Here is a 14,005-nt window from a genome sequence, read left to right on the forward strand (position 1 = left end):
CCCGGAACCGACGGCGGCTAGGGTGGGGCCATGAAGATAGCCTCGCCCGTCCGGTTCGTCAGCAGCGCGCTGGCCGTCCTCGCCCTGCTGATGGGCGCGGGCGAGGTCGAAGCCCGCTCCAGCGGTCAGGCGGGAAGCCCGGCGGGCGACATCTACTATGAGCGCGCCTTCGTCCTGGCGGCGCATGGCAAATGTCGCCTGTTCGAGCCGGGGCTGACGGCGGCGCTGGAGGCGGCGACCCTGCAGGCGCGCGGCGCGGCGCTGCGCGCGGGACGGTCCGGCCCGGACCTGGCCGCCGTCTCGGCGCGGGCCCGGGCGCGGGCGGACGTCACCGCCTGCGACGACGCCGGCCTGACGCGGGTCAAGGCGCGGGTGCGGACGGCCTTCGCCGGCTGGTCGCGCGCGGCGCTGATCGAATTCGCCGGCGGGGCGGCGCCCTGGAAGGCCGACCGCTTCTCGGCGCGCGAGCCCGGCTGGCGGCTGGCCCAGGACGGCGCCGTGGGCGCCTCTCCGGTGCGCTTCGGCCTCAGCGGCCTGGGGCCGACGGCGACCGAGGCGACGGCGGTGGTCTCCTTCGTCGGACGGCCCCGACCCTATGCGGCGCGGCTGGTGATGCGCGACGCGGCCAAGGCGCCCCGGCCCTGGTTGGCGGGCGAGGGCCTGCCGCCCGAGGCGGCCCGCCGCGCCGTCTTCGCCGCCCGCTCCGAGGCGGCGCCGCGCAGCTTGCTGGCCGAGGGGGCGCGCCGCGGCGAGGCCTGGATCTTCCCGGCCGAGGCGGCCGAGGCGCTGGCGGGGCTGGACCCGCGCGAGCCCTTCCTGATCGAATTCCTGTTCCGCGACGACAGCGTGGCGACCGCCCGCTTCACGACCGGCGACTTCGCCGCCGGGCGCGCCTTCCTGGCCATGGGGCCGCTTTAGGACGAAGGGGCGGCGACCAGGGGCAGGCGCACGCTGGCCGCCGTGCCGACGCCCAGGGTGCTGTCGATGGCCAGGGTCCCGCCGTGCAACTGGGCCAGGGCGCGCACCAGGGCGAGGCCCAGGCCTGTCCCCTGGGCGCGCTGGTCGGCGTCGCCCGCCTGTTCATAGGGGCGGCCCAGGCGGGCCAGGTCCGCCGGCGCGATGCCGACGCCGGTGTCGGCCACCGTGACTTCCAGCTCGCCGTCCGTCGCCTGGACCGAGACGGTGACCGTCCCGCCCGCCGGGGTGAACTTCACCGCATTGGCCAGCAGGTTCAGCGTGATCTGCTTCAGCGCCCGGCGGTCGGCCTCGACGATCAGCGGCTCGGGCGGCAGGACGGCGGCCAGCTCGACCCCCTTGTCGTCGGCCTGGATGCGCACCAGGGCCAGGGCCGCCGAAACCGCCTCGCGGGCGTCGAAGGACTCGAGGACCAGTTCATAGCGGTCGGCCTCGATGCGGCTGACGTCCAGCACGTCGTTGATCAGGGCCAGCAGATGGCCGCCCGCCTCGTGGATCGAGCGGGCGTAGTCGGCGTAGCGGGGCGGGACCGGCCCGAACATCTGCTGCCGCATGGCGTCGGAAAAGCCGATGATGGCGTTCAGCGGGGTGCGCAGTTCGTGGCTCATATGCGCCAGGAAACGGGACTTGCCGACGTTGCGGGCCTCGGCCTCGGCGCGTGCGGCGTCCAGTTCGGCCTCGCGCGCGTGCTGCAGGGTGACGTCCAGCGCCTGGACGATGAGGCGGCGGCGCGCCCCGTCCTCCAGCCGTCGCGCCACCAGCAGGATGCGGCGGTCCAGCGCCAGGCGCGGGGCGAAGCGGGCCTGGCCCTCGGTCCCGCCCCCGTTCCCCAATCGCGCGCGGGCCAGGGCGGCCAGGACGGCGGGCCGGTCGGGATCGTGGACGGCGGCCAGAAGCCCCTCCTGGAACAGAAGGTCGACCGGCAGGGCGGCGGGCGCGGCGCCATAGGCGGCCAGGGCGGGATAGGTCGGGGCGCGGCCGTCGGCGTCCAGCACCAGGGTCAGGCCCGGCTGGCCCGACAGGACGGCCTCGACCCGGGCCACGGCGGCCTCGGCCGCTTCCAGGCGCGCGCCGGCGCGGCGCGCGCCGATGGCCAGGGCCAGGGCCGTCGCCCCGGCCGTGATCAGGGCCGTCAGCGCCGCCAGGGCGCCGGGCGCCGGGGGCGGTCCGATCAGGGCGGCGGAGAGCAGGCCGACCCCGGCCGCGCCCGTCGCCGCCAGGGCGCTGATGAAGACGCGGCGGCGTCCGCCCAGCGCCAGCCCGGCCGCCAGGGGCGCGAAGACGAAGCCCGCCAGCGGCCCGGCCGCGCCGCCGGTCAGCGCCGCCGCCGCCAGCGCCGCCAGACTCCACAGCGTGATCAGGGCCGAGCGCGCCGCCGGCGTTTCGCGCGCCAGCAGGCCCAGGCCCGCCAGGCCCGGCGCCGCCATGACCGCCAGGGCCAGGGCTTCGGGCGCGGCGGGCGGCCGCCCCGCCCAGGCCGCGCCCAGCGCCGCCAGCCCCACCGCCGCCGCCCAGGCGGCGTGCCAGGCGGCCACGGCGGCGCCGTCCCCGGCGTCGACGGCCTCGGGGCGGCGGATGGGATCGAGCAGGGTCGTGCGGGGCGTCAAATCCACCAGGGGCGCGCGGGTTGAATCTCGGCCCGCCAGTCTAGGCCGCCGCCGCCGCGTCCCCTAGCGGGCTCGCCTGTGGGGGATTGCGCCCGGGAGCGCGGCGGGGGCGGTTGTCGAGGGCCGCCGGGGGCCTATGTCGCGCCCATGACCCGCGCGCGTTCCGTTCCGACCCTGACCCTCGACGAGACCCTGGCCGAACTGGTCGAGGAGTTCGACCTGCTGGGCGACTGGGAAGGACGCATCGAATACGTCATCGACCTGGGCAAGGCCCTGCCGCCCCTGCCCGAGGCGGCGCGCGTGGAGGCCAACAAGGTGCCGGGCTGCGCCGCTCAGGTCTGGCTGTCGACCGAGGCCGGGGACGGCCGCCTGTTCTTCGACGCGGACTCGGACAGCGCCCTGTCCAAGGGCAATATCGCCCTGCTGCTCAAGCTCTATTCCGGCCGCGCCCCGACCGAGATCCTGGCCTTCGACGCCAGGGCGGCGCTGGACCGCCTGGGCCTGCCCTCGGCCCTGACGCGCCAGAGGGCCAACGGCCTCAACAGCATGGTCGGCCGCATCCGCGAGGCGGCCCAGCTCGCGGCGCTGGCGGGGGGCTGACGCCGGAGTGAACCGTCGCGGCCGGACCCTGTTTATCCCGCGACGATTCCTGGGAGAGCGTGATGGACAAGACGGTGGTTCTGGGCCGGACGCTGGATGACTGGATTTCGCGCTATCCCCTGATCCGCGACCTGACGGCGCTGCGCGAGGTCGCCTGGTTCAACCCGGCCGTCGCCCCCGCGTCGGAGGCCCTCGGCGACGTGGGGCTGATCGCCGCCGACGTGGCCGACGCCAGCGCCCGCCTGACGCGCTTCGCCGCCTACATCCGGCGAGCCTTCCCCGAGACGGAGGGCAGCGGCGGGATCATCGAGTCCGACATCCAGCCCCTGCCACGGCTGCAGCAGGCGCTGGCCGAGCGTTACGGCCAGGACCTGCCGGGGGCGCTGTGGCTCAAACGGGACAGCCATCTGCCCATCTCCGGCTCCATCAAGGCGCGCGGCGGCATCTATGAGGTGCTCAAGCACGCCGAGGACCTGGCCCTGGCGGGCGGGCTGCTGACGCTGGACGACGACTACGCCCTGTTGGACAGCGACCGGGCGCGGGCCTTCTTCGGCCGCTACAGCATCGCCGTCGGCTCGACCGGCAACCTGGGTCTGTCCATCGGCGTCATGGGGGCGGCCCTGGGCTTCCAGGTGACGGTGCACATGTCCGCCGACGCCCGCCAGTGGAAGAAGGACAAGCTGCGTGCGCACGGGGTGACGGTGAAGGAGTACGCCTCGGATTACAGCGTGGCCGTCGCCGAGGGGCGAAGGCAGGCCGAAGCCGATCCCGCCTGCCATTTCGTCGACGACGAGAACTCGACCAGCCTGTTCCTTGGCTACGCCGTGGCGGCCGAGCGGCTGCAGAAACAGCTGGCGGCGGCCAGGATCGTCGTCGACGCCGATCATCCGCTGTTCGTCCATCTGCCCTGCGGCGTCGGCGGGGCGCCGGGTGGTGTGGCCTTCGGGCTGAAGCTGGCCTTCGGCGACGCGGTCCATTGTGTCTTCGCCGAGCCGACCCATTCGCCCTGCATGCTGCTGGGGGTCTATACGGGCCTGCATGACGCGGTGTCGGTGCAGGACTTCGGCATCGACAATGTGACGGCGGCCGACGGCTTGGCGGTCGGGCGCCCCTCGGGCTTCGTCGGCAAGGCCATGCAGCGGCTGGTGGACGGCTATTACACTGTCAGCGATGAGGAGCTGTACAGCCTGCTGGCCCTGATGGAGCGCGTCGAGGGCGTGCGGCTGGAGCCGTCGGCCCTGGCGGGCGTGCCGGGCATCGCCCGGGTCTGCGGCGAGCGGCAGGGCTATCGGACGCGCCTGGGCCTGAGCGCGGAAGCCATGGCGCGCGCCACCCACCTGGCCTGGGCCACCGGCGGCGGCATGGTCCCGACCGACGAGATGGAGGCCTATCTGGCCAAGGGCCGCAGCCTGCTGGCGGGAGGGGGCTGACGCCTGCTTTCCTCCCCATGGAATGGGGGCGACAAAGGGGTGCAGGGGCGGCTGTGGCGGAACCGAGCGGCCCCTCCGTCACGGCCGCTGGCGCGTCCGCGCCACCTCCCCATGGAATGGGGAGGAGAAGGCGACCCGCGTCCCGACTTCCGTCACGCCCGGATCGGGCGCATGATGCGGCGGTTCATCCTGTGCGGAGCGGTCCGATGTCGGTCCTGGCCAAGCGTCCTGCGTCCTTCTTCAACCCGGTTCGGGCGGCGGCCTGGGCGGCGGTCGGCCTGATCCTGCTGACGCCGCTGGTGGCGATGCAGTTCACCTCCGCGGTCGCCTGGGGGGCGGAGGACTTCCTGTTCGCGGGCCTGCTGCTGGTCGGCGCGGGCCTGCTGCTGGAGCTGATCCTGTGGAAGGTCCGCACGCACCGGACCCGGCTGGTCCTGGCCGGCTTGATCGTCCTGGCGGTGCTGGTGATCTGGGCCGACGCGGCGGTCGGGATTTTCTGACGCCTCAGTCGAGCCCGTAGTGCTCGGCCAGGGCCTGGAGGCCCTGTTTCAGCAGGGTCTTGCCCTGGCGACGGCGCAGGCTCAGCGCCTGTTCCGCCAGTTGCAGCGACGTGCCGTGGATGCACACCTGCTCGACCATGGCGCGCAGGCGCGGGCCGCAGGCGTCCAGCGCCGCCTTCACCCGGGCCGAGGCCGACAGGGCGCGGTCGGTCGGCTCGATCCGGGTCGCGCCGCCGCCGGAGCCGGCGCGGGGCAGGGCGTCCCAGCGCATGGTCAGCGACGGGCCCGACAGGGCGATCTCGGCCTCGGTGCGCAGGCGCTCGCCCGCCGCGACCTCCGCCGGGGTCAGCCAGGGGCGGCCTGACTGGTCCTTGCGCCGTGCCAGCCACAGGATCGGGCTCTCGCCCAGATTGGCGCGGCGGGTCGCCAGGCGGCCGTCGGCCTCCATCACCGGGCGCTCGCCCTCGATGACCCCGGGCTGGCCGGGCGGCGGCGCGACGGGGGCGTGGTCGTTGGCCGGGCGCGGCAGCCAGCCGCCGCCGGCGCGCACCCTCAGGCCCGGCCGTTCGATCACGGCGCGGAAGGCGGCCTCGTCCAGGGTCAGCACGACCCGGCTGCGCCGGTCGCCGCCGAGGCGCAAGGGATAGGCGCCGTTCGCCTGGTCCAGCCAGGCGCCGGGGCGTTTCAGCAGACTGCGCGCGCGCTCCAGTTGACGGCTCATCGGCGGCTTCCGGTCTCGGGGGCCAGGTCGACCAGGGGCAGCGCCATCACCGCCCGCAGCGCGCCCTCCAGCCCGTCCATCAGGGCGTCGTAGTCGGGCCGGTCGCGCTCGTCCTCGGCCCAGCGGCAGGCCGCGCCCGCCGTCGCCCGGTTCAGGCCGAAGGCGTGCCCCACCCGCTCCAGCGGCCAGCCATGGGAGACGTGGGCCAGATACATGGCCGACCAGCGCGCTCGACAGGCCCGGGGCCGCACCCGTTCGCGCCGGGTCATCTCGGCGATCGGCACGGCGAAGGCCAGGGCCGCCAGCGCCAGGGCTGCGTCCGCCCGGATGCGGTCGCCCTCCGTCACCGGCACGCGATAGGGTTCCATGATCTGCGCTTCCTCCCGTCATTCCTGTGGATGTCGCCATTATGAGATCGTTCGGCGACCGAGATAGGAATGTTGTCCTATAGGGCGTCAGAAGCGGACGTTTCGCCAGGCCGGGCACGGGATCGGCGCCGGCGGTTGTGCACGCCCCCTGTGGAAGACGCGGCAAAGGTCAACAGGGGAATGAGGGTGCGGTCCGAAATAAATTAACGAATCATTGACTCGGGACTCTGGACGCCGATTCGCAAATCACCCTAGGCGTTCCAGATCGGGACCCGTTAACCCTTCTTAAGGTTTTGGCCCGTTAACGTTGGAACAAGGTTACCCGGCCGTCTGGCTCAGCCGGTCATCCCAAGTTTTGCCTGGAGGGGCATGAATGCGCGTCCTGCTGATCGAAGACGACCACGCTACGGCCCAAAGCATCGAACTGATGCTGAAGTCGGAAGGGTTCAACGTCTATACCACCGACCTGGGTGAGGAAGGCATCGATCTGGGCAAGATCTATGACTACGACCTCATTCTGCTTGATCTGAACCTGCCGGACATGAGCGGCCTTGAGGTTCTGCGCCAGCTGCGCAACGGCAAGATCAATACGCCGGTGATGATCCTCTCGGGCAGCCATGAGATCGACACCAAGGTCAAGACCTTCGGCGGCGGCGCCGACGACTACCTGACCAAGCCCTTCCACAAGGACGAGCTGATCGCGCGCACCCACGCCGTGGTTCGCCGCTCCAAGGGCCACGCCCAGGCCATCATCCACACCGGCGAGATCGCGGTGAACCTCGACGCCAAGACGGTCGAGGTGAACAATCATCGCGTGCACCTGACCGGCAAGGAATACCAGATGCTGGAGCTGCTCTCCCTGCGCAAGGGCACGACCCTGACCAAGGAGATGTTCCTCAACCACCTGTACGGCGGCATGGACGAGCCGGAGCTGAAGATCATCGACGTCTTCATCTGCAAGCTGCGCAAGAAGCTGGCGACGGCCGCCGGCGGCAAGCACTACATCGAGACCGTCTGGGGCCGCGGCTATGTCCTGCGCGACCCGGCCGAAGGCGCGGCCACGGTCGCCGCCTGAAACGATCCGACCTGAGCCTCCACTCAGGGGATTGGAACGCCCGTCGGGACACCGGCGGGCGTTTTGCTATTCGCCTTCTCCCCTTGTGGGCGAAGGTGGCCGAGCGCAGCGAGGTCGGATGAGGGGTTTCTGATCCCTGGATAAAAGGCGATCGGATGGTTGCCGTCGTGCGACCCCTCATCCGTCAGGCTTCGTCTGCCACCTTCTCCCACAAGGGGAGAAGGGCCTTACTTCGCGAACGCCTCGGCCAGGACGCCGAACATCGGGTTCGGCCGGCCGGCGTCGTCAAACAGCAGGGGGCTGTCCTGGCCGTCGTCGTTCTCGGCCCGGCGCAGCCAGGAGTCGCTGTCGCGCACGCCCCAGACGGTGAAGGCGAAGCGCTGGGCGGGGGGCAGGTCCATGAAGGCCTCGGCCAGTTCGGCCACGCGCGCCGTCTGCTGCGTGCGCTTCTGGGCGCGGAGGCGCAGGTCGGGCAGGCGGCCGCCGCGTTTCAGCGAGGCGTCCAGCTCGGAGACATGGATGGGCAGGCCGAACTGCGCCGCCTCGCGCATGAAGGCGCCGATCCGGCCCCTGGGAATCTCGATGTCGAGGTGGGACTGGACGCCGATGCCCTGGATCGGGGCGCCCGCCTTCAGCAGCCGCTCGACCAGGCGCAGGAAGGCCGCGCCCTTCCTGGGCCTGTTCTCCAGGTCGTAGTCGTTGAGGAACAGGGTCGCCTCGGGCGCCGCCGCCTGCGCCTGCTCGAAGGCGCGGATGATGTAGGCGTCGATCCCGCCCAGGCCCCTGCTCCAGACGCAGTCGCGATAGCCGCTTCCGTCGTCCTCGACCGGTTCGTTGACCACGTCCCAGCCGACGATCTGGCCGCGCCAGCGCCCGGCCACGGCGGCGATGTAGCGGTCGTGCTCGGCGGCGAAGCGCGCCCGGTCGTCGACGAGGGCGGTGAACCACGGATGCTCCTGCGCGTACCAGATCAGGGCGTGGCCGAAGAGGCGGGCGCCGGCGTCGCGGGCGAAATCGGCGAGGCGGTCCGGCGCGTCGAAGCGCAGGGCGCCGTCGCGCTGGAGAATGTACTCCATCTTCATCTCCCACTCGGGCGTGAGCTGGGAGAAGTGGGTGGAGACCAGCCGGCGCCAGGCGGGGTCCGAGAGGTGGCCGGCCATGGCGACGGTCCCGACGGGGAAGGGGGCGACGGATTTCAGCGGCGGGAGCGGTCCGGCGGGGGCGGGCGGCGCCCCCTGCGCTCCACAGGCGGCCAGGGCGGCGGTCGAGGCCAGCAGTGCGCGGCGGTGGATCACCGGATTTCTCCCTCCCCATGAAGGGGAGGGAGAGGCGGCGGCGCCTGTTTCAGCCACGACGCCTGAGGCCCATTTCGTCATAGGCGGCGGCCTCGCGCTTGGCGGCGGCCATCAGCTTGTTCAGCCGGGTGGTCTCGGCGACGTGCTCGAACTTCTTCAGTTCCTCGAAGGCGCCGGTCAGGGCGTCGCGGGCGCCCTCTTCCTCGATCGAGACGGCGGCGACCTCGGCCTCGGCGTCGGCGCGGCGCTGCTTCCAGCCGGTCAGATAGGCCTGCAGCATCATGCCGGCGGACGGGTCGTGACGGGCGTTCTCGCGCTCGATCTCGGCCTCGGCGTCCAGGACGGCGACGCGCATCTCGGCCTCGGCCTTGCGGGCGCTGATCTCGGCCAGACGCTTCTGCAGCGTCTCGACCTCATAGTTGGAGATGCGGATCAGGGATTGGGCCCAGGCGGTCATGCGTTAGCCTCGAGTGGCGAGTGGATAGTGAAGAGCGACGAGTGAGGCTTGGCAAGGGTTTCTCCCTCCCCGGGACGGGGAGGGAGAGGCGCGGCGTCTGCGGCTCTGCTCGGCACTCATCACTCACTGCTCCACCATTCCCTGGTTCAGGATGGTTTCAAGCCGGTCGAAACTGTCGCCCAGGCGCGTCACGTCGTCCTTGTCCTGGGTCAGGAAGTCTTCGAGAGCCGGGTTCAAGGCGATGGCGCGGTCGACGATAGGGTCGGCGCCAGTGCGATAGGCGCCGATGCGGATCAGCTCTTCCATGTTGGAATAGGCGCTCAGGCACTGGCGCGCGCGGCGGTTCAGTTCGCGCTCGGGCGGGGACTGGTTGCCGGGCATGGTGCGGCTGACCGACTTCAGCACGTCGATGGCGGGGAAGCGGCCGCGCTCGGCGATCTTGCGGTCCATGACGATGTGGCCGTCCAGGATGCCGCGCACGGCGTCGGCGATCGGCTCGTCATGATCGCCGCCGTCGACAAGGACGGTGAACAGGGCGGTGATCGGTCCCGCCTCGGTCCCGTCGGGGCGGATCGGGCCGGGACCGGCGCGCTCCAGCAGCTTGGGCAGTTCGGTGAAGACAGTGGGGGTGTAGCCCTTGGTGGTCGGCGGCTCGCCTGCGGCCAGGCCGATCTCGCGCTGGGCCATGGCGAAGCGGGTGACGCTGTCCATCAGGCACAGCACCTCCAGCCCCTGATCGCGGAAGAACTCGGCCACGGCCATGGTCATATAGGCCGCCTGGCGCCGCTTCAGCGCCGGTTCGTCCGAGGTGGCGACCACGACGACGGCGCGCTTCAGCCCCTCTTCGCCCAGGGTCTCCTCGATGAACTCGCGGACCTCGCGGCCCCGCTCGCCGATCAGGCCGACGACCACGACGTCGCACGTCGCCTGGCGCGCCAGCATGGACAGAAGCACCGACTTGCCCACGCCCGAACCGGCGAAGATGCCCAGGCGCTGGCCTCGGCTGGTGGTGGTGAAGACGTCCATCGCCCGCACCCCCAGATCCAGCCGCTGGCCCACCCGGCCGCGCGAATGGGCGGGCGGCGGCGGGGCGCGCAAGGGATAGGGGACGAGGCCCGGCGTCAGCGGCCCCAGCCCGTCGATCGGCTCGCCGAAGGAATCGATGACGCGGCCCAGCCACGCCGTCGTCGGGCGCACGCTGGCGGCGGCGTTGATGATCCTGATGTCGGCGCCGGGCGCCACGCCCTCGACCGGGCCAAAGGGCATCAGCAGGGCCTTGGCCTCGCGGAAACCGACGACCTCGGCCGGCAGCGGCGGCTGGCCGCGCCGCTCGATCTCGGCCCGGGCGCCCACGGCCAGGCGCGACAGGCCACCACGCGACTCGATCAGCAGGCCGCTGACGCCCGCCACCTTGCCGGTGACGACCAGCGGGTCGATCGCTTCGACGGCGGCGACGAGATTGCGCAAGCGGGACCCCTGGGCCGCAGGACGCGCGGCCGTTCGGTCCAGCCATGTCGCAACATGGTTAACGGCCGGTGAAGGTCACGCCGGGGCGCCGGGCTCCTGAAGGGGCTGGTCCTCGCCCGGCGGCGAGGTCAGGACGGCGCCGACGGAGGCGGTGATGACGGCCGCGATGGCCAGCCATTGCAGGGTGCTGAGATGCTCGCCCAGGACCCACAGCCCGGCCAGGGCGCCGACCGCCGGATCGCCGCTGAGCAGGACGCCGAAGGTGCGCTTGGGAATGCCGCGCAGGGCCACCATGTCCAGGGTGTAGGGCAGGGCGCTGGACACCAGGGCGACGATCAGGCCCAGGCCCAGGATGGACGGCGACAGCAGGCTGAACCCGGCCGTGGCCGCGCCGAAGGGCACGACCGTCAGGGCCGCCGCCGACATGCCCACGGCCACCGTCGGGCCGCTGGGCAGGTGGCTGACCCGCTTGCCGAAGACGATGTACAGGGCCCAGCAGAAGGCGGCCATCGCGGCGAAGGCGCAGCCCAGGGGATCCAGCGCCTCCCCCGCTCCGTCCAGCGGCAGCAGCAGGACCAGGCCCAGGACGGCGAAGCCCACCCAGACGACGTGGATCAGGCGACGCGCGTTGAACAGGGCCACGGCCAGGGGGCCGGTGAACTCGATGGCCAGGGCCACGCCCAGGGGGATGGTGTTCAGCGACATGTAGAAGCTGAGGTTCATGAAGCCCATGACCACGCCGTAAAGGGCCAGGGCCTTGAGGTCGGACCGCGTGAAGCGCGCCCGCCACGGCCGCCAGACGGCCAGCAGCATCAGGGCCGACAGCCCCACGCGCAGGGCCGACGTCCCCGCCGGCCCGACCATGGGGTACAGGGACTTGGCGAAGGACGTCCCCGCCGTCAGGGAGATGATCGCCCCCAGCAGGGCCAGATAGGGCACGGCGGCCGCCAGGCGCGGCGCGCGGGATGAGGGCGTCAGGGAGGACATGGGCAAGGCCATAGCGAAAATCCGTCCGTGATTCTCGCGATTTTCGCGGCGGAGGCGCCCCCGCGACGCGCCCTCGAGCGTTTCCCCTGGCTGCTGCCAGCGCTGAAGCTCTCTTGAGAAATCCTGAAGGGCGCCGTTCTTGCCCGACGGGTATAAGCCCTGTCAGTTGAGTCGATCCTGAACCGGAGACCGTCCCATGTCCGACGCTTCCAAGCCCGCCGCCTATGACGCCAGCCGCCACAAGAAGGCGGGGCGGGGCCGGGTCTATGACAGCATCATCGACACCATCGGCGACACCCCCCTGGTGCGGCTGCCCAATCTGACGGCCGAGCTGAAGCCCCAGGCTACCGTCCTGGCCAAGCTGGAGTTCTTCAACCCGATCGCCTCGGTCAAGGACCGCATCGGCGTGGCCATGGTCGAGGCCCTGGAGCAGGCCGGCAAGATCAAGCCGGGCGCCACCCTGATCGAGCCGACCAGCGGCAACACCGGCATCGCCCTGGCCTTCGTGGCCGCGTCCAAGGGCTACAAGCTGGTCCTGGTCATGCCCGAGAGCATGTCGATCGAGCGCCGCAAGATGCTGGCCCTGCTGGGCGCGCGGCTGGAGCTGACGCCGGCCGAGAAGGGCATGAAGGGCGCCATCGCCCGCGCCGAGGAGCTGCTGGCCGAAATCCCCGGCTCGGTCAGTCCGGCCCAGTTCGACAACCCGGCCAACCCCGTCATCCATGAGGTCACCACCGCCGAGGAGATCTGGAACGACACCGCCGGGGCCGTCGACGTGGTCGTCGCGGGCGTCGGCACCGGCGGCACCATCACCGGCGTCGGCCATGCGCTGAAGAAGAAGAAGCCCTCGGTGCAGATGATCGCGGTCGAGCCGACCGCCTCGCCCGTGCTGTCGGGCGGCGCGCCGGGGCCGCACAAGATCCAGGGCATCGGCGCGGGCTTCATCCCCTCGGTGGTCGATCGGGCGGTGATCGACGGGGTCGAGCAGGTCACCAATGAGGACGCCTTCGACATGGCCCGCAAGGTCGCCCGCGTGGAGGGGATTCCGGTGGGCATCAGCTCGGGCGCGGCCCTGACGGCGGCCTTCCGCCTGGCGGCGCGCGACGACTACGCCGGCCGCACCATCGTCGCCATCATCCCCAGCTTCGCCGAGCGCTATCTGTCGACGGCGCTTTTCGAAGGGCTGTAAGGCGGTCGGCCTGCACCGGCGGTTAACCGCTGGCGGCTAGGATCGCGTCATGGGCGAAACCCAGGCCAGATTGGAAGACGTTCAGCCGCCTCCCCGCAAGGCGCGGCGGGCGCTGCTGCGGCGGCTGGCCGACGTCGTCAGCCTGCCCGCCAGCCGCATCAATGTGTTCGAGCGCTCGGTGGTCGGCGACCTGCTGGTCGACGTGCTGCGCCCGGCCCCGGTCGAGGAGCGGCGCCGGGTGGCCCAGCGCCTCGCCCCCCTGGGCGAACTGCCGGATGCGCTCAAACGCCTGCTGCTGCGCGACGAGCCGCAGGTGGCGGCGCCGCTGCTGGAGGACTGCGCCGCCCTGTCGGACGCCGATCTGATCGGCTGCGCCCGCGACGCCGCGATCGAGCACCGGCTGATGATCGCGGCGCGACGCGGCCTGTCCGAGGCCGTGACCGACGTCCTGCTGAGCTGGGGCGAGGAGGCGGTGATCGCGGCGGTCCTGGCCAATTCCTCGGCGCGGCTGAGCCAGACGACGCTGGAAGGGGTGATCGGCGTCAGCCGGGCTGCGAAGGCGCTGTGCCCGGCCCTGCTGAAACGGGCCGAGCTGAGGCCGTCGGGCGCCTATGTCATGTTCTGGTGGTGCGGGCCGGAAGAGCGGCGCGCCGTGCTCCAGCGCTTCGCCGTGTCGCGCGAGGTGATGCAGGACTGCGTCGAGGACGTCTTCGCCCTGGCCGCGGCCGAGGGCTGGGACGACCCGGTGGCGCGCAAGGCCCTGCAGTTCATCGAGCGGCGCCAGAGAAACCGCGCCGCCATCGAGAAGAGCCCCTACGCCGACCTGGAGGCCGCCGTGAGCGCGGCGGCGGCGAACGGCCTGTCGCGCGACCTGGTCGGCGAAATCGGCCATCTGTCGGGGATCAAGCCGCTGACCGCCGCCAAGATCATGGGCGACCCGGGCGGCGAGCCCGTGGCCATCCTGTGCAAGGCGACGGGGCTGACGCGCCAGAATCTGCTGGCCCTGTGGCGGTCGATGCGGCGGCCCGAGACGACGGCCGAGGGCGCCGTGCATCCGGACTGGAGCCGGGTGCAGCTGACCTATGAGATGCTGGCCGTCGACCGGGCGCAGACCGTGCTGCGTTACTGGAACTGGACCCTGTCTTCAGCGTTGACCCCCACGCTTCTACGCGCCATTCGCGAGGGCGAAGACGAGCTGATCGACGAATACTCAACGCCGGAACGCGCCGCGGCGCTGGCCCTGGCGGATAACTTCGGTCGTTGAAATGGCGATGCCTGTGCTCTGATGAATTCGCCTGACGTTTGCTGAATTCGAAAGTGAAGTTCGCGCCACG

Annotated in this window: 14 protein-coding genes; 7 read left to right on the plus strand and 7 right to left on the minus strand. The window is 71.7% G+C overall.

The annotated features are described in order from the left end of the window. Positions 1-30 precede the first annotated feature (30 nt). Positions 31-918, plus strand: coding sequence for a hypothetical protein (locus tag D8I30_RS08260; protein WP_121482324.1), 888 nt, complete (start codon positions 31-33; stop codon positions 916-918). On the opposite strand, the gene D8I30_RS08265 is transcribed toward D8I30_RS08260, so the two are convergent. Further along, positions 915-2,588: a sensor histidine kinase gene (locus D8I30_RS08265; RefSeq protein ID WP_240387185.1), complete on the minus strand. Its 1,674-nt coding sequence runs from the start codon at positions 2,586-2,588 to the stop codon at positions 915-917. The two genes, D8I30_RS08260 and D8I30_RS08265, sit on opposite strands and share 4 nt — an antisense overlap. A gap of 141 nt (positions 2,589-2,729) precedes the next feature. On the opposite strand from D8I30_RS08265, the gene D8I30_RS08270 reads away from it, so the two are divergent. From D8I30_RS08270 to D8I30_RS08280, 3 genes are all read left to right on the plus strand, one after another. Then, positions 2,730-3,182, plus strand: a complete 453-nt coding sequence (locus tag D8I30_RS08270) for a SufE family protein (protein ID WP_121482325.1) — start codon at positions 2,730-2,732, stop codon at positions 3,180-3,182. Positions 3,183-3,244: 62 nt separating this feature from the next. After that, entirely contained in the window at positions 3,245-4,612 is a 1,368-nt protein-coding gene (gene dsdA, locus D8I30_RS08275; RefSeq protein WP_205570679.1) for a D-serine ammonia-lyase, read from the plus strand. A 206-nt stretch (positions 4,613-4,818) separates the two neighbouring features. After that, the gene (locus D8I30_RS08280; protein ID WP_121482326.1) at positions 4,819-5,112 is read left to right on the plus strand and encodes a hypothetical protein; all 294 of its coding nucleotides are present in this window, start codon (positions 4,819-4,821) and stop codon (positions 5,110-5,112) included. Positions 5,113-5,116: 4 nt separating this feature from the next. Here D8I30_RS08280 and D8I30_RS08285 read toward each other — a convergent pair whose 3' ends face one another. Next, positions 5,117-5,833, minus strand: coding sequence for a DUF6456 domain-containing protein (locus tag D8I30_RS08285; RefSeq protein WP_121482327.1), 717 nt, complete (start codon positions 5,831-5,833; stop codon positions 5,117-5,119). Beyond that, entirely contained in the window at positions 5,830-6,201 is a 372-nt protein-coding gene (locus tag D8I30_RS08290) for a chromosomal replication initiator DnaA (RefSeq protein WP_121482328.1), read from the minus strand. The genes D8I30_RS08285 and D8I30_RS08290 overlap by 4 nt, the downstream gene beginning before the upstream one ends. 373 nt (positions 6,202-6,574) lie before the next feature. Between D8I30_RS08290 and ctrA the strand changes: the two genes are divergently transcribed. Then, positions 6,575-7,276, plus strand: a complete 702-nt coding sequence (ctrA, locus tag D8I30_RS08295) for a response regulator transcription factor CtrA (RefSeq protein WP_121482329.1) — start codon at positions 6,575-6,577, stop codon at positions 7,274-7,276. 227 nt (positions 7,277-7,503) lie between these two features. On the opposite strand, the gene D8I30_RS08300 is transcribed toward ctrA, so the two are convergent. The 4 genes from D8I30_RS08300 to D8I30_RS08315 all read right to left on the minus strand — a co-directional run bounded on the left by D8I30_RS08300 (position 7,504) and on the right by D8I30_RS08315 (position 11,494). Further along, positions 7,504-8,571 (minus strand): endo-1,4-beta-xylanase, encoded by a 1,068-nt coding sequence (locus D8I30_RS08300; protein WP_121482330.1) that lies wholly within the window; start codon positions 8,569-8,571, stop codon positions 7,504-7,506. Positions 8,572-8,620: 49 nt separating this feature from the next. After that, complete coding sequence (locus tag D8I30_RS08305) at positions 8,621-9,028, minus strand: flagellar export protein FliJ (RefSeq protein ID WP_121482331.1); 408 nt, start codon at positions 9,026-9,028, stop codon at positions 8,621-8,623. A gap of 123 nt (positions 9,029-9,151) precedes the next feature. Further along, entirely contained in the window at positions 9,152-10,495 is a 1,344-nt protein-coding gene (gene fliI / locus D8I30_RS08310; protein WP_121482332.1) for a flagellar protein export ATPase FliI, read from the minus strand. Positions 10,496-10,570: 75 nt separating this feature from the next. Further along, positions 10,571-11,494 (minus strand): EamA family transporter, encoded by a 924-nt coding sequence (locus D8I30_RS08315; RefSeq protein ID WP_240387186.1) that lies wholly within the window; start codon positions 11,492-11,494, stop codon positions 10,571-10,573. 184 nt (positions 11,495-11,678) lie between these two features. Here D8I30_RS08315 and cysK point away from each other — a divergent pair, with 184 nt between their 5' ends. Further along, positions 11,679-12,671, plus strand: coding sequence for a cysteine synthase A (gene cysK / locus D8I30_RS08320; RefSeq protein ID WP_121482333.1), 993 nt, complete (start codon positions 11,679-11,681; stop codon positions 12,669-12,671). A 49-nt stretch (positions 12,672-12,720) separates the two neighbouring features. Further along, positions 12,721-13,935: a DUF2336 domain-containing protein gene (locus D8I30_RS08325; protein ID WP_121482334.1), complete on the plus strand. Its 1,215-nt coding sequence runs from the start codon at positions 12,721-12,723 to the stop codon at positions 13,933-13,935. The last annotated feature ends 70 nt before the right edge of the window (positions 13,936-14,005 follow it).

Source organism: Brevundimonas naejangsanensis (genome assembly GCF_003627995.1).
Classification (GTDB): domain Bacteria; phylum Pseudomonadota; class Alphaproteobacteria; order Caulobacterales; family Caulobacteraceae; genus Brevundimonas; species Brevundimonas naejangsanensis_B.